This window comes from Streptomyces sp. 3N207 (genome assembly GCF_052246355.1).
GTDB lineage: Bacteria > Actinomycetota > Actinomycetes > Streptomycetales > Streptomycetaceae > Streptomyces.
In genome coordinates, this window is the sequence record NZ_JBQQBV010000029.1 from 62,906 (window position 1) to 83,532 (window position 20,627).

13 protein-coding genes and 3 pseudogenes are annotated in these 20,627 nt (G+C 69.0%); 7 read left to right on the forward strand and 9 right to left on the reverse strand.

Features of this window, described 5'->3' with window-relative positions; all coding sequences use genetic code 11:
• Window positions 1-223: 223 nt before the first annotated feature.
• Window positions 224-535 (forward strand): annotated as a pseudogene (locus ACTWP9_RS31920) (TetR family transcriptional regulator); the annotation flags it as partial.
• Window positions 536-859: 324 nt separating this feature from the next.
• Here the strand turns inward: ACTWP9_RS31920 and ACTWP9_RS31925 are convergent.
• The 6 genes from ACTWP9_RS31925 to ACTWP9_RS31950 form a co-directional block, all read right to left on the reverse strand.
• Window positions 860-2,236, reverse strand: a complete 1,377-nt coding sequence (locus ACTWP9_RS31925; protein ID WP_443249806.1) for an MFS transporter — start codon at window positions 2,234-2,236, stop codon at window positions 860-862.
• A 140-nt stretch (window positions 2,237-2,376) separates the two neighbouring features.
• Window positions 2,377-3,423, reverse strand: a complete 1,047-nt coding sequence (locus tag ACTWP9_RS31930; RefSeq protein WP_443249807.1) for an NAD(P)-dependent alcohol dehydrogenase — start codon at window positions 3,421-3,423, stop codon at window positions 2,377-2,379.
• A 54-nt stretch (window positions 3,424-3,477) separates the two neighbouring features.
• On the reverse strand, window positions 3,478-4,992 hold the full coding sequence (locus tag ACTWP9_RS31935; RefSeq protein WP_443249808.1) for a mannitol dehydrogenase family protein: 1,515 nt from the start codon (window positions 4,990-4,992) through the stop codon (window positions 3,478-3,480).
• Window positions 4,993-5,035: 43 nt separating this feature from the next.
• Window positions 5,036-6,259, reverse strand: a complete 1,224-nt coding sequence (gene manD / locus ACTWP9_RS31940; protein WP_443249809.1) for a D-mannonate dehydratase ManD — start codon at window positions 6,257-6,259, stop codon at window positions 5,036-5,038.
• Window positions 6,259-7,305: a 2-hydroxyacid dehydrogenase gene (locus ACTWP9_RS31945; protein ID WP_443249810.1), complete on the reverse strand. Its 1,047-nt coding sequence runs from the start codon at window positions 7,303-7,305 to the stop codon at window positions 6,259-6,261. The genes manD and ACTWP9_RS31945 overlap by 1 nt, the downstream gene beginning before the upstream one ends.
• A gap of 55 nt (window positions 7,306-7,360) precedes the next feature.
• A complete protein-coding gene (locus tag ACTWP9_RS31950) occupies window positions 7,361-8,359 on the reverse strand; it encodes a LacI family DNA-binding transcriptional regulator (protein WP_443249811.1) in 999 nt (332 codons plus the stop codon).
• A gap of 469 nt (window positions 8,360-8,828) precedes the next feature.
• Between ACTWP9_RS31950 and ACTWP9_RS31955 the strand changes: the two genes are divergently transcribed.
• From ACTWP9_RS31955 to ACTWP9_RS31975, 5 genes and pseudogenes are all read left to right on the forward strand, one after another.
• A complete protein-coding gene (locus tag ACTWP9_RS31955) occupies window positions 8,829-9,101 on the forward strand; it encodes a hypothetical protein (RefSeq protein WP_443249812.1) in 273 nt (90 codons plus the stop codon).
• A 209-nt stretch (window positions 9,102-9,310) separates the two neighbouring features.
• Entirely contained in the window at window positions 9,311-9,784 is a 474-nt protein-coding gene (locus ACTWP9_RS31960) for a hypothetical protein (protein WP_443249813.1), read from the forward strand.
• Window positions 9,781-13,131: a tetratricopeptide repeat protein gene (locus ACTWP9_RS31965; protein WP_443249814.1), complete on the forward strand. Its 3,351-nt coding sequence runs from the start codon at window positions 9,781-9,783 to the stop codon at window positions 13,129-13,131. The genes ACTWP9_RS31960 and ACTWP9_RS31965 overlap by 4 nt, the downstream gene beginning before the upstream one ends.
• 34 nt (window positions 13,132-13,165) lie before the next feature.
• A pseudogene (locus ACTWP9_RS31970) lies at window positions 13,166-13,370 on the forward strand (IS5-like element IS4811 family transposase); the annotation flags it as partial.
• Window positions 13,371-13,703: 333 nt separating this feature from the next.
• Window positions 13,704-14,234, forward strand: a complete 531-nt coding sequence (locus tag ACTWP9_RS31975; RefSeq protein WP_443249834.1) for a hypothetical protein — start codon at window positions 13,704-13,706, stop codon at window positions 14,232-14,234.
• A 977-nt stretch (window positions 14,235-15,211) separates the two neighbouring features.
• Here ACTWP9_RS31975 and ACTWP9_RS31980 read toward each other — a convergent pair.
• Window positions 15,212-15,472 (reverse strand): hypothetical protein, encoded by a 261-nt coding sequence (locus ACTWP9_RS31980; protein ID WP_443249815.1) that lies wholly within the window; start codon window positions 15,470-15,472, stop codon window positions 15,212-15,214.
• A gap of 488 nt (window positions 15,473-15,960) precedes the next feature.
• Here ACTWP9_RS31980 and ACTWP9_RS31985 point away from each other — a divergent pair.
• A pseudogene (locus ACTWP9_RS31985) lies at window positions 15,961-16,239 on the forward strand (transposase); the annotation flags it as partial.
• Between the two features lie 1,324 nt (window positions 16,240-17,563).
• On the opposite strand, the gene ACTWP9_RS31990 reads toward ACTWP9_RS31985, so the two are convergent.
• Together ACTWP9_RS31990 and ACTWP9_RS31995 are read right to left on the reverse strand one after the other, a co-directional pair.
• A complete protein-coding gene (locus ACTWP9_RS31990; RefSeq protein WP_443249816.1) occupies window positions 17,564-18,847 on the reverse strand; it encodes an NAD(P)/FAD-dependent oxidoreductase in 1,284 nt (427 codons plus the stop codon).
• Window positions 18,848-19,230: 383 nt separating this feature from the next.
• On the reverse strand, window positions 19,231-20,541 hold the full coding sequence (locus ACTWP9_RS31995; protein WP_443249817.1) for a M24 family metallopeptidase: 1,311 nt from the start codon (window positions 20,539-20,541) through the stop codon (window positions 19,231-19,233).
• Window positions 20,542-20,627: the final 86 nt, after the last annotated feature.

A 20,627-nucleotide genomic window follows, 5' to 3' on the forward strand; every position in this document is an offset into this window, starting at 1 on the left:
GCATCGTCCAACTTCGTCAGGCAGTCGCGTGTGCAGATTGACGGCCGGTGGTTCGCCGCAGTGCAGGCGGTCATTGTTGTCCTTCGTGCAGCCGACATAGCCAGGACCTCGCCGAGGCCGGCGGTGGGGCGAAGACCGCGGTGCGTCAACGTAAAAACGCTACGAGGGTAAGAATTCTCCCAAGAGTGCCGACACAACATCGCCCGCACACCCCGCCGGCCTGCGTGAATCCAAGAAGACGGTGACCAACTACTTCGCACGCGAAGAGGACTTGGCCCAGGACCACCAGGACGCGTTCATCGCCTCCCTGGCGCAGACGGTGACCGTACGGCGGCCCGGCGAATCCGCCCTGGCGGCGTTGCGTTGCGCCTTCACCGACGCCGCCGCGGCCGCAGATCCGGTCTCCGGGTTCTCCGGCCCCGACTTCGCCCGCATGGTCGCCGACAGCCCCACCCTCACGGCCTGTCTGCACGGCCTGCACGACCGGCGCGAAAGCGTCCTGGCCCAAGCGCTCGCCGCAGCCACCGGTGCACCGGCACAGTAACGGCAGGACCATCAGCGTCGGCCCGAACGGCTCGTCGGGTCGAGCGAGCCGTGCGTGGTCCCGATCATCGTCAGCTGGGCAGCAGCAAGCGCCGCTTCGCTGTTGGCTGCCGGCAGTCGGGCCGGACGCACTCACGGCAGGGACTGGATAATGGGCCGAGTCCCGGTGCGAGCGCGCCGCACGCCTCAGGAAACGTTCGCCACGTACTCCTCCGTGATGCCCTAGCGGGAGGGAGAGAGACACCAGCAGGTGGCCGGTTTCCGCAGGGCGAAGCACACGTCTCGCGGAGGGCGATGGCGTATCCGGTCGGCGCGGTCAAATGTGCGCCTTCTCGGCGGTGGCGGTGGCGGTGGCATCGGCGGGGTCGGTCAGCTCGCGGTCGACTGTCTCGGGGGACAGACGTGTGGCGACAAGGCTGATCACGCCCATCAGCATCATGTAGGCGGCGACGGGGATCCACGAGCCTGAGAAGGCCGATATCAGGCCGGCGCAGATGAGAGGGGCGAAGCCACCGCCGAGTACGGAGGAGAACTCGCGGCCGAGGGTCACTCCGGCGTACCGGTAGCGGGAGCCGAAGAGTTCGGGGAAGTAACTCATCTGTACGCCGACAGCGCCGTGAGCGGCGAAGACGAAGCCCAGGATGATCACCACTGTGATGGCAAGGGTGGAGCCGGTGTTCAGAGCGACGAAGCTGGGAGCCGGGAGCACTATCAGTGCGCTCATGATGGCGGTCGAGACCGGCCGACGGCCGAAGCGGTCGGAGAGCCGGCCGGTGACCAGGGCCGCGGCGCCGCCGCACAGTGCCCCGATGAGGAGCACCTGGGGCACCAGGTCGGCATCCACGCCCACTCCGGTGACCAGGTAGGAGGCAATGAACACCTGGTAGGTGTACGACTGAGCGCTGACGCCCGTGCTCATCAGCATCACCAGCAGCAGTGGACGGCGACCACCTCGCAGTACTTCGGAGACGGGGGAGGAAGGTTCGGTCCGCTGCGCCTTGAGCTCCTCGAAGACGGGGCTCTCCTGCAGCCTGCGACGGATGATCAGCGCGCCGATGGAGACGAAGATGCTGCTGGCGAAGACGAGTCGCCAGCCCCATGACATCAGGGCTTCGTCGGGAAGGAGCTGCGCCAGGGCCCACGCGGCGGCGCCGAGAGCGGTGCCGAGGGCTGCGCCGGTCATCACCATGGCGGCGAGGACTCCCCGATGTCCCTTGCGTGCGGTCTCGGTGAGCAGGGTGGAGCCCCCGGACTGCTCGGCGCCGGCCCCGAATCCCTGGGCCATCCGGCACAGCACCAGCAGGAAGGGCGCGAGAAATCCGGCCTGGGCGTAGGTGGGCAGCAGCCCGATGGCCAGGGTGGAGCCGCCCATCAGCAGCAGTGTGGCCACCAGGACCCACTTACGGCCGAGGCGGTCGCCATAACGGGAGAAGAACAGGCCCCCAAGGGGGCGGGCCGCGAAGCCCACGGCATACGCACCGAAGCTGGCGAGGATCCCGACGGCGGGGGACGAACCCCCGAAGAACAGGTCACCGAAGACGAGCGCCGATGCGGTGCCGTAAATGACGAAGTCGTACTGTTCCAGTGCGGTGCCGACGAGTCCGGCAAGCGCGGCTCTTCGGACCGTGCGGGGATCCGCGGGCGGTTGATCGGTGACGGGCGTGACAGCGGTCGTGGGCGCGGAGGGGTCCATCGTCCATGCCTCCTTGGACGGAGCGGGGTTCGGGGAGAGTGGAAGGGGACGGGAATTGAGGGGACGGGAACGGAAGAGAAGAGAAGCGGAAAGGGACGGGGAAGGGGGGCGGGGATGGTGCGTCAGGGAAGGGACGCCCCTCAGCGGGGCGTGTCGCCCGGGCGGACGACGACCTTGAGGTGAGCCGGGTCGGCAGCAGGAGCACGCAGCGCTTCGGCCGCCTGTTCCAGGGGGAAGCGGCCGGTGAGGACGGCGGCCAGGTCGACCGTGCGGTCCGCAGCCAGGGCGAGCGCTGTGGGGAACGCGTGCGCGTAACGGAAGGCGCAGACCAGGTCGATCTCGAACCGTTGGAGGAGCGCCAGGGGGATACCGTCGGCGCTGGATGAGGCTTGGCCCACGACGGTGGCGCGAGCACCGGGACGCAGTGTATGCACGCCCTGCCGGAGTGCGGCGGGATGGGCCGAGCACTCCAGCAGCCGGTCGACACCGGCAAGTTCGAGGTCTTCCTGGGCGGTGTTGACGGTGCTGGTGGCGCCGAGTTTGCGGGCTTGTTCGAGGCGGGCGTCGTTGACGTCCGTGACGGTGACCTCGACGGCGCCGGCAGCGCGAGCCACCTGGCAGCACAGGATGCCGATCGGACCGGCACCGGTGATCAGTACCCGGTCGCCGAAGGCCACCTCCGCTCGGCGTACGGCCCAGACGGCCACGGCCAGCGGTTCCACGAGCGCACCGAGTTCCAGTGGCACGGCGTCCGGGAGCGGGTGCACCGCGCGGCTCGGGGCGATGAGGTGCGTGGTGAGGGTGCCATGGGTGGGCGGAGAGCCGAAGCAGTGGCCGACGGGGCAGAGGTTGTAGCGCCCGGACCGACAAGTGGAACAGGTGCCGCAGCCGACCGCCGGTTCGACGGCGACCCGGGTGCCGGGCGGCACTGCGGCCGAGGAACCGGTGGCGACGACGGTGCCGGAAGCCTCATGCCCGAGGACAGTGGGCTGCCGCAGCACGTTGCTGCCGTTGCGGCCCGTGGCGAAGTAGTGCATGTCGGAACCGCAGACGCCGACGGCGTCGATGGCGACGAGTACCTCGTCCGGGCCGAGGTGCCGCAGTGGCACCTCCTGGATGCGGAGATCCCCGGCGGAGTGCAGGACGGCGGCGCGCGCAGTTGTGGGCGGGCTGAAATCGACTTTCACGAGCTCACGTCCTTGTGAGGCGGGGGCGGCGCCACTCGGGGATGGGAGAGGCGGTCAGGAAGAACCGGTGGCTTCGGCGGCTGCTGTTCGCGGGCCGCGGGTGTGGATCAGGTCGATGAATGCGCCGACCCGGGCAGCGAAGTGAGCATGCTCGGGCAGTTCGTCCCCGAGGAGGCCGTCGTCCAGCACAGCTGTGGCGAACGACGGTCCGTCGGAGGTGCGGGCGCGCAGGGTACTGAGGCGCTCGCGGGCCGGGTCGGCCATGGCCGCCGCGTGCTCACCGGGGTCGAATCCGGCGGACGGGGCCAGGCAGCACAGGTACGCGGCGAGGGTGAGGGCGAGATGGTGCGGCATCCGGCCGGCCCGGAGGTGGAGCAGGGCAGGGTCGGGAATCCGCTGCCGCAGCTTGACGGAGCCGTCCGAGCCGACCTGGCGGGTGCGGTGTCCGAGCGCGGAGTTGGTCCAGCGGGTGAAGAGCCGGCTCACGTACATATCGAGGTCCACGCCGTCGGGAACGGTGAGGGTCGGAAGGTATTCGCGCCACAGAACCGCATGGGCCGCCTCGGCGACGAAGGGCTGTGCGGTGGCTTCCGGAATGGTGTCGTGTCCGTCGAGGGCGCCGAGATAGGCGATGAGCGAGTGCGTGCCGTTGAGCAGCCGGACCTTGAGGAGTTCGTAGGGCTCCACGTCGTCGGCGAACAGCGCACCGCCCGCTTCCCAGGCGGGACGGGAGGCGGCGAAGCGGTCTTGGAGCACCCACATGGTGAACGGCTCGGCCGGTACAGGTACTTCGTCGCGCACACCGATCGCTTCGGCGACGGCGGCACGCTCGGACTCCGTTGTCGCCGGGACGATGCGGTCGACCATCGTGTTGGGGAAGGTGACCTGCCCGGCGGCGATCCACGCGGTGAGCTCCTCGCGTTCGGCAACAGGGAGCTGCGCGACGAACTCCTCGACGAGGCGGCGGGTGTGACTGCCGTTGCCGACCAGGTTGTCGCAGCTGAGGACGGTGACCGGGGCGCCGTGGGTGTGGGCACGCCCCTGGAGGGCGCGCACGATGCGGCCCAGGGTGGTCCGCGGTGCGGTGCGATTCCCGCGCAGGTCGGACCGGACACCGGGATGGTCCAGGTCCAGGCCGCCGGTGCGGGGCGAGTAGGTGTAGCCGTGCTCGGTCACGGTGAGGGAGATCACGCGGGTCTCGGCGGCGGCCAGGGCCCGCTGCACCCGCTCCGGTTCCCGCGCGGCCACCAGCGCCCCTGTATGTACACCAGGAATGGTGCAGCGCAGCCCGTCCGGGGAGACCTCGGCGACGGTGTAGTGCAGATCCTGGGCCTGTAGCGCGTCGGCTACGCCGACGGAGCGGCCGGCCACGCCCAGGACACCCCACGGGCCCTCCTCCCGGGCGAGGGCCGCAGCCGTGTAGACGGCTTGGTGGGCGCGGTGGAAGTTGCCGAGGCCGAGGTGGACGATGCCGGTGTCGTCCGGGCCGAGGGTGCGAGGGTGCAGCAGTGCACCGGGCGGTGCTGTCTCGGCAGTCAGGGGGGTGGTGCGGGCGGTGGCTGTACTCATGAGAGGAAGGTCCTTGCGGCGGGCGGGTCACCGGCGGGGCGGGTCACCAGTCGGTCATGGAGCCGTCTCGGTGACGGGCGACGGGCAGAAACGCAGGCTGATACGGGTGACGTGAGGCGAGCTCCTCATCGACGTCGACACCGAGCCCTGCCGCTTCTCCCGGGTGCAGATGTCCGTCCTCGTACGACCATGAGTGACGGAACACCTCGTGCACGAGCGGGTCGTAGCCCATGTACTCCTGGATGGCGAAGTTGGAAGTGGCGAGGCCGAGATGGAGCGAGGCGGCCAGTGCCACAGGGGAGATGTCCGAGGGGCCGTGCGGGCCGAGCTTGATCTGCCAGACGTCGGCGAGAGCGGCGATGCGACGCAGGTGGCTGATGCCGCCGGCGTGGGTGACGCAGCAGCGTACGTAGTCGATGAGCTGCTCGGTGATCAGGTTCTGGCATTCCCAGATCGTGTTGAAGACCTCGCCGATCGCGAGCGGAACAGTGGTCCTGCCGCGAACGGTGCGAAGGACGTCCTGGTTCTCGGCAGGGGTGACGTCCTCCAGCCAGAACAGGTCGAGATCTTCGAGGGAACGGCCCAGCCGTGCGGCCTGGTTGGGGGTGAGCCGGTGGTGGGCGTCGTGCAGGAGCCTCACCTCCGGGCCGATGTGGTCGCGGGCCGCTTCCAGCGCCTTGGGGGTGTGTCGCAGATAGGCGTCGGTATCCCAGGTCTCCTCAAGGGGAGCGATGCCACGCCCGGCGGGCTCGTAGGCGGTGCCGTCCTTGGCGACGCCGTAGACGACGTCCAGGCCCGGGACCCCCGTCTGGACCCGTACGGCCCGGAACCCCTCCGACAGTCGGGCGTCGACGGAGTCCAGCAGCTGCGGCACGTCCCAGCCTGTGGCGTGGGTGTAGGAGAGGATCCGCTCCCGTACGGCGCCGCCGAGCAGTTGGTAGACCGGCTGGCCGGTGGCCTTGCCCTTGATGTCCCACAAGGCGAGGTCGACCGCGCCGATGGAGGTCATGGTTACGGGGCCTCTGCGCCAGTAGGCACCGCGGTAGAGGTACTGCCAGGTGTCCTCGATACGGGCTGGGTCACGGCCGATGAGCAGCGGGGCCAGATGATCGCGGAGGTAGGAGGCGACGGCCAGCTCGCGGCCGTTGAGGGTGGCGTCGCCCCAACCCACCAGCCCTTCCTCGGTGGTGATCTTGAGGGTGACGAAGTTGCGCGTGGGACTGGCGATCAGGACATCGACAGCGGCGATGCGGTCAGGCTTGCTCATCAGGGGTGCTCCACGATGTTCATGAGCTCCTCACCCGCGGCCAGCCGCCGGATGTTGGCGGCGATGTCGGCCGCGCGGGCGGAGAAGGTGTGGCGGGTCAGGCCGCTGGAGTGCGGTGTCATCAGGATGTTGGGCAGCGTGTGGAAGGGCTGCCTGCTGGGCTGTTGCCGCTCGCCGGGCGCGTTGGGGTAGGAGTACCAGACATCCAGCGCTGCCCCGCCCAGCCGCCCGGAGCGCAGAGCCTCGAAGAGCGCGTCCTCGTCGACAACCGGGCCGCGCCCGACGTTGACCAGGACTGAATCCGGGTGCAGCCGGGCGAGTTCGGCTGCACCGAGCAGACCGCGTGTGGCGTCGATGAGGGGTACGGCAACCACCACGACATCGCCCCGGTCGAGGAGATGCGGCAGATCGTCGATGGCACCCGCCCACTCCAAGCCCTGGGCCGCCGCGTCCACCTCGCCGCGCCTGGAGACGGTGATACCCCGGGCGCCGAAGGCCCGTAGCAGATGCCAGGCCCGGGCCCCGATGTGCCCGAACCCGACGAAGCCGACGGTTGCCCCGGCGAGGGTTGGCTGCCACCCGGCCTCCTGCGGGGCGTAGACGGGACTGAGCCAGCGGCCCTCGCGCAGCGCGGCATCCTGACGCAGCAGCCCGCGCCGCAATAGGACAGAGGCGCCGGCTATGTACTCCGCCATGGAGTCCTCGTGGTGGTACGTGCATGCCACCTGAGTCCCGGGCGGGAGCGCGGAGCGGTCGATGCCGTCCGTGCCCGCTCCTGCGGCGTGGACCAGCCGCAGCCTCTCCCAGCCTTCGGCCGGGGGGACCCCCCTCCCGTTTCGCTCGCGCGGCCCGTGCGATGGCGGCAGCAACGGCCAGGTGCCGGACACCAGGACATCCGCCTGGGCCACGGCCTCTGCCACGGCGCCGGCGTCCGCCGGGTCGGGCCACAGGACCGTGCTCCCGACGGGAAGTCGGTTCTCGAACTCCCCGCGCAGAAGGCGGATGTTCGGGTCGGCCACGACGACGTGGATGCCTTCGCTTCTCATCTGTGGCCTCGGCGTTCGAGCAATCGACGCATTGCGGGCTCCTCGTGCCGTCGGATCAGGGGTGAGCGAGCTGTGCGGTGCGGACGGGCACCGGTCCGGTGGAGCCGCGGACGTGAAGCTGGGTGGCCAGCCGCAGTGTTTCCGACCGAGTGCCTGCCGTGCCGGTCAGGGCCTTGGAGATGCGCTTCAAAGCGCTCGTCGCGGCACGCGCCATGGGTACCGAGACACTGGTCAGAGCCGGATGCGAGACCTGGGCGAAGGGGATGTCGTCGAAGCCGACAACGCTCATGTCCTCCGGAACCCGAACGCCGAGGGTGCGGGCGCCGGTGACGATGCCCATGGCCACGAGGTCGTTGTGGGCGAGCACGGCGGTCGCGCCGGAGGCGACCACGCTTGCCGCCGCCGCCGTGCCTCCGGCCACCGTCTCCGACTGCCGCCCCAGTACGTCGAGTTCGACACCGGCTTCGGCGGTCAGCTCCCGGGCGAGTTCCACGCGGTGGGCATTGGACCAGGAGCGCGAGGACCCCTGTACGTAGGCGAGCTTCCGATGGCCGAGAGCGGCCAGGTATTCGACGGTTTGCCGCAGCCCGTCGGTGGCATCGGCAAGGACGCAGTCGGCCTGGTCCGTCTCCCGGTTGACGAGGACCAGCGGTGTGTCACCAACCAGCCCGATCACTTCATCGGCCTCCAAGCGCGGAGAGCACACGACCAGCCCCGCTACGCGGTGCCGTAGATGCCCGAGCAGTTCGCGCTCGTGTCCGGGGTCGAAGTCGGTGTCGGCCAGGACGACAGCCAGCCGACGGTGCCACCCCTCGTGCTGTGCGCTCTTGACGAAGGAACCGAAGACGGGGTTCGCGACATCGGGAACGATCACAGCGACGGTGTCCTGGGCATCGTCTCTGCTCATCGAGCCGACGGGGCGGCCCTGCGGCAGCTCGTACCCGAGCTCCCGAGCGGCTTCGACAACCTTGCGCAAGGTTTCCGGCCCCAGCCGGTCGGGATCACTGAATGCACGAGACGCCGTGGACAGTGCGACACCAGCGCGTTTGGCCACGTCAGTGAGGGTGGACGCCACAATGCCTCCTGGGGGAATCACGTTGTCGCATCTCCTGCGACGCGGAGCCGCCAAGCGGCCTGTCCCATGTTCGGCAATGTTGCGCAAGCATGTCAATGGTTTGCCGAGTGTGATCCGAGAGCGTGCTCCGGTGAGCGCTGCCGAGACCATGACGCTGCTGGGCCACCACAGCTCTGCCTTGCGTGCTCAAACCGTCTTGTGGCTGTTCACGGCGCGAGATCAGCAGGCCTGCGTTTTCGTTGAGATGCGCTGATACCACCGCGTTTCTGCGCACAGCGGCAAGTGGACGCAGTACAAGCCCGCTTGGCGTCCGCTTGCTCCGCGCCTTGGTCTGTCCGTAGATAGTTGAGCAGTGCCGTCATGACGCGACGGCGTCCGAACGTGGGCAGGTCGTCGAGCGGCTGGTCGCCGCCGGCCAGTGGCGACCGGGAGCCCCGGAAGTCCTGGCGTGCGGGACGCGGGATACGATGCTCCGCGCATCGGCCACCTGCTGGCGGGGCTCCCCGTCCTGCGCGGCATGCTCTGCGGCCACGGCAGCGTCGGCGCGCAGGTGCTCGGCAACACGTTCGCGCGGGATGAGGGCGAGTTCTACGACCTGGTCGTCGAACTCGCCGACTACGCCGACGGCTTCATCCAAATGCGCGCTGACAAGCAGCGCGTTCCCGTGCGGGAGGCGTTGGACGATCCGGAGAAGATGCTCAAGGACCTCGTCAGCAGCTGACCGCGAACCCAGCGCCGGCGGCACACACTCCCGTCCCCTGCCGCGACCAGGTTTCCGATCCCCACGCATCTGGCCTGAATTCGTGGGCCGAGCAGGGAAGATCAAATGCGGAAAGAATTGTCCGGGCAGGCAACAGAGAGTATTTGGAGTCCGAAGCGAGTGCCCGGTTTCTCCTTCACGCCCTCATGCGATCGCGGCATCATGGGGGCGTGAGAAGAAGAACTCGCGTTGTGGTGGGGGCTGTTGCCGTACTCTGTGCGGCGGTGTCGGTGGGGCTGGTGATGTTGGTCGTCGTCAGGGATCTGAACACCGCAGGACAGGCAGCGGGCATTGTGGGGAGCGTGGCCAGCCTGGCTGCGTTCGTGCTGGCTCTTTACGCTCTCTACCAACCCCCGGCCACACCCGCTCCCGGAACAGGGGAAGGTGCTGGGGCCGCATCCGCGACCGGGCCGCGCTCGGTCACCGTCAGCGGCAGCGTCGGCCGGGCCGTCACAGGGGACAACAACCGTCTCTCCGGGGCTGCGCCCGACCCGCACGTACCGCCAGGGCAGAGCAGGAGCGGCGGGCACGACGGTGCGCCCGTGCCCGAAACGCCAGGCACCCCGCGAGCAGGAGAACGTGCCGTCAGCGCGGGAGGCGACATCGGTGAGGTCGTCACCGGGGACGGAAACACTCTCGCATGACTCCCGGCCTGCCGTGGCCGAGGAAGAAGACCTCCTCCGCCGGCCCGGACCGGGCGACCGACTCCTCGCCCGGCACGGCAGAGACGAGTGCCACCCGCGATGCAGCAGACGCCGCGCGAGCCGCCGAGGCAGACAGTGGGGGAACCGGCGCACTCTCCCGATCCTCCATGTCCGGGTACCAGGGCACAGCAGTGACCGGCCAGTCAGCTGAAGACCTGCCGAAGAGCGGTGAGCGGTCGGTCACCATCGAGGGCGATGCCGGCACTGTCGTCACCGGCGACGGCAACACGGTCATCACGGCCGGGGAGAAGGCGCCCTCGCACCTGCGCGACCCCGCGCGGTGGCCGGTCGCCGAGGCGTGGGGAGCACTGGCCGCAGGAGCCCACCGCGCGCGACCCGATGCCGCGAACGACGCTGTCCCGCCGTACATCCCCCGCGATATCGACATCGAACTGCGACGGCGGCTGGCCGCAGCCGGGCGCGACGGCGGAATGGTTCTGGTGCTGGGGGACTCGACGGCGGGCAAGACCCGTGCAGCCCATGCGGCTCTCCAGGCCCAACTTCCCGAACACCGCGTCTGCGCCCCGCCTGTCGGCACCGACCTCCCGGCGGCGGTTGAGGTGATCGAGGGCACGGGCGTTGCGTGTGTGGTGTGGCTGGACGATGTGCAGAGGTACTTCGGCCCTGGCGGGCTCGATCCGGCGCTCCTGGCGGAGGTGGAGCGGCTGCGGCTGCCGATTCTGGCAACGATGCGCACCAGCCAGTACGAGATCTACAACCGTGCCAACCAGCAGCGTCCGGACATGAACCGAACCGCGCAGCCGGCCGTGGAACTAGGGGCGCGCGTGCTGAACCTGGTACAGCCTGTCGAGGTGGTCCGTGTCTGGAGCGAGGAAGAGTTGGAGCGGGCGCGGCAGAGCCACGATGTGCGGATCATCGACGCCACCGTGCACCACGGGTCATTCGGCATCGCGGAGTACCTCGCCGCCGGTCCTGCGCTGCTGGCGGAGTGGCAGCGTGCCTGGCGTCCGGGCGGGAACCCGCGTGGCGCGGCCCTCGTCGCTGCCACCGTGGATCTGGCAAGGACCGGGCTGCGTTCGCCGTACCGCACTGCTGTGCTCACCGAGCTGCACAGCCACTATCTGAAGGGACAGGGCGGCCCACGGCTGCGGCCCGAGCCCTTGGAGCAGGCCCTGGAATGGGCGGGCCGGCTCCGCTACGGCGCGACCAGCCTGCTGATCCCCGTACAACCCCCGGACGACGGTGGTAACGGGAACGGCGACAGCGCGGAGGAGTTCTGGGAGGTGTTCGACTACCTCACCGAACACACCACAGGCCCCGTACCCGATGTCGTCTGGAACACCGCACTGGCCGCCGCGGCCGATGAGGACGAGCGCGTCACCATCGGCTTCTACGCCTACCAGAACGGCGTCGCAGACGCGGCCGAGGCTGCCCTGCGGCCCGCGGCAGAGGCCGGAACCCGCTATGCGGCCAACAACCTCGGCATTCTGCTCTCCGACACCGGGCGCATAGAGGAAGCCGAACAACTGCTGCGGTCCGCAGCCGAGGCAGGCGACCGCGAGGCGACGAACACCCTGGGCACTGTGCTCTGCCAGGCCGGGCGTTTGGCGGAAGCCGAGACCGCCCTGCGTTCCGCAGCCGACGCCGGACACACCAAGGCCGTCTACAACCTCGCCGTCCTCCTGCGCAACACCGGCCGCACCAAGGACGCCGAAGCGCTCTACGCAGCCGCGGCCGACGCCGGTGACACCGACGCTGCCTTCAGCCTCGGCGATCTGCTCCACAAAGCCGGACGTTTGGCGGAAGCCGAGACCGCCCTGCGTTCCGCGGCCGACGCCGGACACACGACAGCGGCCACCAGCCTTGGTGCCCTGCTCCATGAAACCGGCCGTCTCGAGGAAGCCGAAGCCCTCCTCCGCCCCATAGCCGAAACGGGCAATGACGCCGCCCGCAACAACCTCGGCAATGTCCTCAACGAGAACGGACGGACGGCGGAGGCCGAAGAGCTCTACCGCTCCGCGGCCGACACGGGAAACACCTACGCCGCCGTCAATCTCGGCGCTCTCCTCGGCAGCACCGGCCGCGTCGAGGAAGCCGAAGCCGTCCTCCGGCCCTTGACCGAGGCTGGAGACACAGCCGCGGCCAGCAGCCTCGGCCTCCTGCTCCGGGAAGCGGGCCGCGCCGACGAAGCCGAACCTCTCCTGCGTACCGCGGTCGATGCCGGCGTCCTCCCCGCAGCTTCCGGTCTCGGGGCCCTCCTCCATGAGACAGGACGCGAGAACGAGGCCATGGCCGTATGGCGCGCCGCGGCCGCCGCCGGACTGCCGGCTGCCGCCAACAATCTCGGCACCATGCTGTGGAGGGCGGGACGCCTCAAGGAAGCCGAGCCCTTCCTGCGCGCCGCGGCGGAATCCGGGCTCAGCGAAGCCGTCAACAGTCTGGCGCTTCTCCTCGTCCAGATGGGACGTACAGACCAGGCGGAACACATCTGGCGTGCCGCAGCCGAGGCCGGAGACATCACCGCTACCGCCGACCTGGGCAAGCTGTTGCTCGATACCGGACGGATCGAGGAAGCCGAACCCCTCCTGCGTACCGCAGCCGAAGCGGGCGTCCCCGCGGGCGCGAACAACCTCGGCGTACTGCTCCACCGAGCCGGACGCCTCGACGAAGCCGAAACCGCGCTTCGCTCAGCAGCCGACGGCAACCACCTCGGCGCTCTCAACAACCTCGGCACTGTCCTGTACCAGACCGGACGTACCGAGGAGGCGGAGACCTGCTTCCGCACCGCGGTCGATGCCGGACACCCCGACGCTGCCTTCAACCTCGGCAATCTGCTCCACGAAGCCACACGACCGAACGAGGCCGAGTCCGCATGGCGTACCGCCGCCGACGCCGGACATCTCGGCGCCGCGAACAACCTCGGCAATCTGCTCACCGACACGGGACGGCCCGAGGAAGCCGAGATCGTCCTGCGCACCGCGGCCGACGCCGGACACGTCACCGCTTCGTACAACCTCGGCCGTCTGCTCCAGGAAGCAGGTCGCACCAAACAGGCGCGGCTGTACCTCCGCACCGCCGCTGATGCCGGGCACACGGACGCCGCCTACCAGCTCGGCAACTTGCTTGACCAGGCCGGACGCACGAAGAAGGCCGAGGAGCTCTACCGCAGCGCCGTCACCGCAGGACACCCCGAAGCCGCTCGCACACTCGCCGTCCTGCTCCGCCGGACGGGCCGGGCACAGGATGCCGAGGAGTTGGAACGGAAGGAGTCTCAGGTAAGCCGTTCAGCGGCGAGGGGAGTCTTCGGGATCGTCCCGCCCGAGTGAAGGGGCGCACAGGGCGACTTCGGCCCTCTGAACCCTGACGATCAAAACGATCTCCCGGCCCCGGGACGCCTCCGGCTTCGTCGTCCTGCCCCCACGGTGGTGACGTTGGGAGAAGCCTTGCGTCGATGATGTACGCACGCCGCCACGCGAGAGACGACGAACGCCTGCCCGAGCGCTCGGAATCGCTGATCACCTGGGCCGCCATCACGCTCATGACCAGACGCCTGGCTCGGGAAGGCGCTTCCCCCAGTTGAACGAGGAAGCCTGCACGGGCCGGCCGAGCCCTACCCTCACCTTGGCGAACCGTCAGCTTCGTCTTGCGTTTCGCCGTTGTCATCGGGCCTGTCGTGGGTGTCTCCTCCTGCCTGGATCAGCTCAGGCCCGCTAGTGCTGTGACCCCAAACGTTCACCGGGTTGGTCGCGATGTACTCGCTCGCGGGACGGTTGGGCAACCCAACATGTGCGGCGATTGAGCCCTCCTCAGGTCCTCCCTCAGCGGGTGCGCCCTCATCCGCAGGGCGGATACGGTCCGCCGTAGCGGACGAAGCGTGGCCGCCATGTCCAGGGACAGCATGTACGTCATGACGACAGCGACCGCCCCTCTCCCTGCCTCCACACCTGCGCCTGTGTGGGCTCGCCGCGCTGCCCACGCCATCGCTCTGTGCGCCGTCCCGTCCGGCCTGTGGCGCATCGCCATGGCATCCGGTGTCTATGTGGGCTACAGCGACCAAGTGCTGCGCGATGTCTTCGACATCCCAGGCTGGGGCGTCGCATACGTCGTCGGCCTCTCGGTCCTCACTGAGCTTGCCGCTCTGTTTCCGCTGCTGCTCGTCAGCGACCGGTGGAGGCCGCTGCACCCCAGGGTCCTCACCCCGCTGGCCTGGACCGCCTCGGGCGTCCTGGTTCTGGTGGCACTGTGGCAACTCGTGGTCGCCTTCACCGTCGAGAGCCAGACGTACATGTCGAGCGGTACGGCACAGACCGTCTGGGGGCTCGCTTTCGCCCCGCTGTTCGCCATCCCGGCCCTGATGACCGCGGTGACCTGGTCGTACGCAAAGCGGCACTGGGCACGGGGACAGGTACAACTTCTACCACGTCCTTGACCTCGGCTATCTCTGTCCCACCGCTTCCCGGCCCGACAAGCATGGCCGATGGCTGAGCAGCCCAATGATCGTTCGGTTGGGTTGCCCTGCTCGGCCCAGCACGAGCCTGCGGTCGGCCGGATTCCCAGCGGTCCGAATTCGTCGAAGGCGAAGGCGAAGGCGAAGACCCGGTCCGGGAAGCGTTCCAGCACCTGTTCGATGCGGTCGAGCTTGGCGTCGCGCTCGGGGTCGGGGGACTCCTTCCAGGTCTTGGCGCGCTGGAAGGTGGTGCCGCGGCGCAGGAGCACGCACCGTAAGGCGTCCCGGCCGATGCGGGCGACACGCCCGTCGACGCGGCGCAGGTATGCGGCGAATTTGCCGGATCGACCAGCGGGTGAAGGCTGGCCGAGCTTGGCGGGTCGGGTCGTGCCGTCTGGATGGCGAAGTCCCCGACCGACGTCAGGGGTACACAGGAGGGGACGGTCTCCCGCCCGCTGAGGGTTCAGGCGGGCCAGACCGCTCTCGTTGAACCGGTGTTTCGTTCCTGCCCGGAACAGGAGCCGTGCTCTCCGGTCAGCGCCCGGAACGGACCACGTCCGAAAGCGTAGCGGCGTTCTGGCAGGGCCCGTCAGCCACCCGGATCGGCGGTAAGGAGGAGTCCGTCGCCGCAGAGAACCTCACGACGAGCACCTGATTGCCGTTGCGGTACGTGAGGCTTGCGGACACATCGCCGAGGGCAGGGTGGTAGTCGCCCCGGGACAGCCACGTGAGGGCGTCGACCTTCAAGGGTGCGCCGTCTGCCGTGACATGCGGAGCTGGCCGTACGCGGTCTCCTATGCGCCGTCCGCGGCACGGAGCGGCTCCAGCAGCCGGTGCGGCCTCAGCAGGAGCGCGATTGACGGAGGGCCTGACGGCAGTGGGCCGGGCCGACGGACACTTTGTCGGCCGGCCCACTGAACGATGGCCGAGCGCCTGTCCCGCGCGTCCGGCTGCGGGGCTCACAGCATCAGGTCGATGTACCACTGGCCCTTCTTGCCCTGCCAGCAGGCGTAGCCGGCATACTTGTCCGACTCCTCGTCCGTCAGCTTGTCGCCCCACTTCTTGCACTGCTCAAAGCTCTTGACCTTGTAGGTCGCGTCCGGAATGCCGTCGCCCGGCGTGCCCGGGCCGCCGTTCGCCTGGGCGCTCACGGCGGTTGCGCCGGAGAAGGCGGCGACACCGGCGACAACGAGAGCCATCTTCGTGAACTTCTTGCGCATCTCTCTCCTTGAGACGAAGCCGGGGCATATGGCCGTCGGCTTTCTGTGTCCAGTCCGTACGGTGCACACATCCCGTACCGGCCGACGTCGTGCGGAGCGTGTCGGCGGTACCGGGCCGTACGTGGGGTTCGATGGCGGGTCCGGCGGAAAAGTTCACGGCGAGTGCGGATTCTGTTTCAGGGAGATCGGCCGCTCCGGTCCCAGCCGCCCGCTGCGTCCGCGGCTCCAGCAGCCGGTGGGTCTCAGCAGCGCGCACTGCGTGCAGGTGACCTCGAACGCCCGGCCTCGGTGATCCACCGCAGCCGACCCGTAGCACTTGGATCCGCCGGCCTTCCAAGCCACAGCGGTTGAAGCGAAGCAGCCGCCGCCGCACCGTCTTGTAGCTGCAGGCCAGTTCGGCGGCGATGACTGGCGCACTCGTACCGTGCCCAGCTCAACTCGACCATCCGGGGGCCCGCGTCACCAGATCCGGCGGCGCCGTACCCGCCCGTTGCCGGCCCCGGGCTGTGTATGCCGACCGGGGCTACGACCACGACATCTACCGCCGGAGGTTCCGTGAGCGGAACGTCACCCCGAAGATCGCGCGGCGCGGACAGGCCCACGGCTCCGGGCTGGGCCGCGTTCGCTGGGTCGCCGAATCCGCCATCGCCCATCTCCACGGCCCGCGACGCTTACGTATGCGCTGGGAATTCCGCGACGACGTCCACGACGCATTCCTCCAACTCGCCCGTTGCATGAATTTCGTTCGCAGACTCCCGGCTTTCTGAAAGCGCTCCTTAAAGAGCGTGTTGTCCCGGCGACAATGTTTGGTAAGTCAGTCGAGGATGATGGGGGTTGTTGGTCAAAGTAGAGGCAGTGCAGGCGGCCCCGTCGAGGCCCATGGTCGTTCGAGTGCACTCGGCAGTGGGCACCGTTGTGGTGCTCTGGCAAGGGGCTCATGATGCCGTGGGGCGAGAACACCATGTCGAGTGGACTGTGGATGAGGACACCGATCGGCCTCCCCGACGACCATCCACCGGTCGTCGACCACGGTCCAGTACCGCGTGCCCGATGGCATACGTACAAGGAATGCACGCATTCGTATCCCCACTCCACGAGTCGATCGCAACGATCCGCCGCAGAGCCACACCCCCCAAGAACCGCCGTGACACCCCCAACGAGCAGGGGGAGCACAACGTCACACCACAGTCAGTGAGCCCCAGAGAATTCGCCGCGGCCTCGGCGGTCTTGGGCAGGGCTCGGGTGATGATGTCGCCGATGCAGGTCTGAAGGTGGGGCGACGTCATGCTCAGCGAACAGGCCCGTCCGCCAACCGTCGACTTTCATTCCCACGCCCACCGCCCGTTGTCCGGGGGCGGCGGCGCGGCACGGGCGAGTGCCACGGTCGCTGGCTCCTCAGCCAACTCGCCACCGCACCGCACACCGGAGCGGCCTTGCGCTGTCCGGCTGAGCCATGGCCCGGCGAACCGGCGTTGACCGGACCGTCAACGCTCCACGCCTCCCACCGGAGGACCCTCGCGCCATGGGGTACGCGGGCGAGAGGCAAGCGGGGAGAGAGAGGGCAACGTGTCAGCGCACAAGGCCAACGGGCGAGGACTGCTCTGCGCGCGTTCGGGGAGCAGGAGCGGTTCGGGTTCGCGCCTCCCACCCATTCTCCGTACGGCTATCGGCAGGTGCCCCTGACGGGCTGTCCCGTCCTCTCCGCCAGCCGTAATTGAGGAGGCGTACAAGCCCGCAGGCCCGTGAGCGGGACCGAGTCGGCTTCGGACCGAGCAACGTGAGACCCCCGTGCGCTCGTCGGCAAGAAGACTGGTTCACCGGCCACGCCGGCGCCGGTATCGCGCCGGACCTGTCCGGTCCGGGGGACACCGTGGAGGAAGCCGCCGCCGGCAGCGCTCCGCCACCTGCCCCAGTCGCGGCGGCAAGCCGCACCCTGCGGTGGCGCAACGCCGACGCACGCCACCGCGACGCGCTGTGCGCGGAACGACGAGTGTGAGCCCGCAGCTTCGGCGAGCAAGTCACCCGCTGGGCGGGCGGCCCCAGGGCCGCCCGCGGGGAGGGCGAAGGAGTCTCGACCGGGTGGGGGAGGGGTCAGCGCAAGGGGTTGAAGTGGCGCATGAGCGGTGGCACGTCGCCGTGGCTCGTCATGGAGTCGGCGAGGAGTGTGCCGGTGAGAGGGCCGAGCACCATGCCCCACATTCCGTGTCCGCCGGCGATCTGGACGCGGGGCGAGCGGGTGGGGCCGATCAGGGGGAGCCCGTCCGGGGTGCAGGGTCGTGATCCCACCCACTCCTCCCGGCGATCGTTCCAGTCGATGCCGGAGAACATCGGCTGTGCCGAGTCGATGAGCGTGCGTATGCGGCGTGGGTCCGGTGGGGCGTCCGGCGAGCGGAATTCCATGCTTCCGGTGATCCGGAAGCGGTCGCCCAGCGGATTGCACGCGAGTCGCTGGCCCGGCAGATAAATGGGGTGGGTGGGCATGGCTCGGGGCCGCACTGTGAAGCTGTATCCCCGTCCTGCCTGGACCCTCATCCGTACGCCGAAGGGCCGGGCCAGGTCGTTGAGCCAGGCGCCCCCGGCGAGCACGACCGCGTCGGCGCGCAGGGGGCCGGCGGCCGTTGCGGTGAGGGGCGGGACCAGTTCGACGCCGGCGGCCCCGAGGTCACGGACCCGGCTCACGGGCCAGTCTTCGATGATCGCACCGCCGCGTTTGCGTACCTCGTCCGCGAGCGTGTCCAGGAATTCGGGCGGGTTGATGAAACGCTGCCCGTACACCAGGATTCCGGTGCGCACTTCGGCGCTGAGAACGGGTTCGAGTTCGCGCAGCTCGCTGCCGGTGACGGTCTCGTATTCGACCGCGTCACCACCAGTCGCGTGCACGCGAGCGAACTCGTCCAGTACATGCTCGCTGTCGTGCCGCTCACGGCAGGCGATGACGAATGGGTCGGCGCTTCGCACAGGGGCACTGACGCCGCCTTGGGTGAGTTGTTCGTACGCGGCCAGACAGCGGCGGTTGAGTTCGTTGAATACCGCCATCGTCCGCCGCCACTGCGAGGCGGTGCAGTTTCGTGCGAACGCCAACAGGAACGACCAAAGGTGCCGGTCCATTGTCGGCGGAATGGAGACCGGCGAGGAGCGGTCGAGGAGTGAGCGGAGTCCGTAGCGCAGGACCGAGGGTTCGGGCAGCGGAACGGTGAAGGCAGGGTTGAGCATGCCCGCGTTGCCCCATGACGATCCGGCGGCGACTCGCTTGCGGTCCAGCACTGTGACGCGCACGCCGCGTTCTTGGAGAAACCACGCGGTGGAGAGTCCGGCCATGCCGGCGCCGACGACGGCAACATGCTCGGGGACCGTGCGGCCAGTTTCCGCGCACATTTCAGAATCCTCCTGTCTGTGGATGGAGTCGGGGCGGGGTGGCTGTCAGCCGAGGGATTTCCGTCATCAGCACCGGCACCAGCGTGACCAGCGGACGGATTGCGAAAACAAGCACGAGCCGGCGAAGGAGGGGAGAAGGGGGATCCAGGTTCGGATTGCGAGGAGGAACACCTTGACAAGCACCACGGCGAGATATCCGTAGGTGGCGTAGTCGTAGCATTCGGTGGCGTTGCCGATCACCGCGGCCGTCACTACGCGGCGCTGAGTCATGCGACCGAGACCCTGCGCAGGGCCGGTTCCCGTACGTCCCTCCCCCTATCCTCCCAGGCCTCCTGATTCGGGGCTCCGGCACCAGCACGGCTGAGGTGCTGAGCGGTGCCCTGTCACACCTCGATGATTTCTGCCGGGCCGTGGGTGAGCACTCGGGTGCCGCGCTCCTCCACCAGGAAGGTCTGGCTCAAACCGACCCCTGAGGTGCCGAAGGAACGGAAGGAGCCGGGGATGTGGAACACCATTCCGCTCACCAGGGACTCGTGGTTGTCCGGGGTGATGTAGAAGGGGGCGCCGTCCATCCAGTGCGGCTTGTGGGCCAGGCCGACGGGATACCCGAAGAGCTGATGGAACATCACGTCGACCGGGAGCGGGCCCAGCGCCTTCCCGGCCTGGATCGCGACGTGTGAGGCCGGGACGCCGTCCGCGGCGGTCTCCAGCACGGCGGCCACGGCGGTTCGCGCGAGCTCGGCGAGCCGCTGATCTGCGGCGCCCAGCGCCCCCTCCCGTACCACGGTGCGCATCACCGGCGCATGGTAGCGGGCACGAGTGCCGGCGAACTCTATGAAGGTCGGCCCGCTGCCCAACGGCCGTCCCACCCAACTGGAGTGGGGGATGCCGCCTCGCCGTCCGGTTGCGACGACCGGCCCCCAGGCGGAGGGCGAGTCGGCCTCGGTGTACAACGCGGCGGCGATGGCGGCGGCCACCGAGGAGTCGGTGGCCGCGGATTCCCCGGAGGCGGCCACTCCCGCCTCCACTCCCCGCTGCGTCAGCACGGCCGCCTCCTCCACCAGGCGCAGTTCGGCGGCCGAGAGCACCAGACGGGCTCGTTCGACGAGGTAATCAGGTTGTACGGGCACCAACCCGTGCCCGCGCAGTATGTCCAGCGCGCGCGGCGGCGTGGAGGCGTGCCCGGTCTCGACGCCGACCCGGGCGTTCTGAGGCAGTACCGACGCCGCGTGCTCAAGGAAGAGTTCGAGGCCGCGCAGCGCGTCCGCGTAACCACAGAAGTGGATGTTCCCGACGAGTGAGCTGGCCAGCGCTCTGCCGACCTCCAGGTCGGGGATGTACAGGTGCGTGTCGGACGGTGTGACCAGCAGCGGCTGCGGCGCAGTCTCGGCCGTGTGGTAGCCGCACAAGTACTCCACGCTGGAGGGCCGGAACACCAGCATCGCGTCCAGCGGCAGCCGGGACATCCGGGAGCGCAGCTCATTCAGCCGCGCGCGGTACTCGGCTGCGTCGAAGGCGGGCCCCTCGGCGGTCCGTACAGCCGCCGCGCTCTGCGAGGTGAGCCACCCTGGCGACGGAGCAGTGCCGAGCTGGGTGATGTCGGGGGTGTATTCGCCGTGCTCTGTGGTGCCCATGTGCTCCTCTTCCTCGTTATGGATCTCCGTCGACAGTTCGGTGGCCCGCTGGGCGCGCACGGTGCGTTTCGCTTTGTGCTGCGGTGGGTGCGCGGAAAACTGAACAGGAAGGCCGAGAGCCGCAGTTCTCGGATGTCGATGCCGGC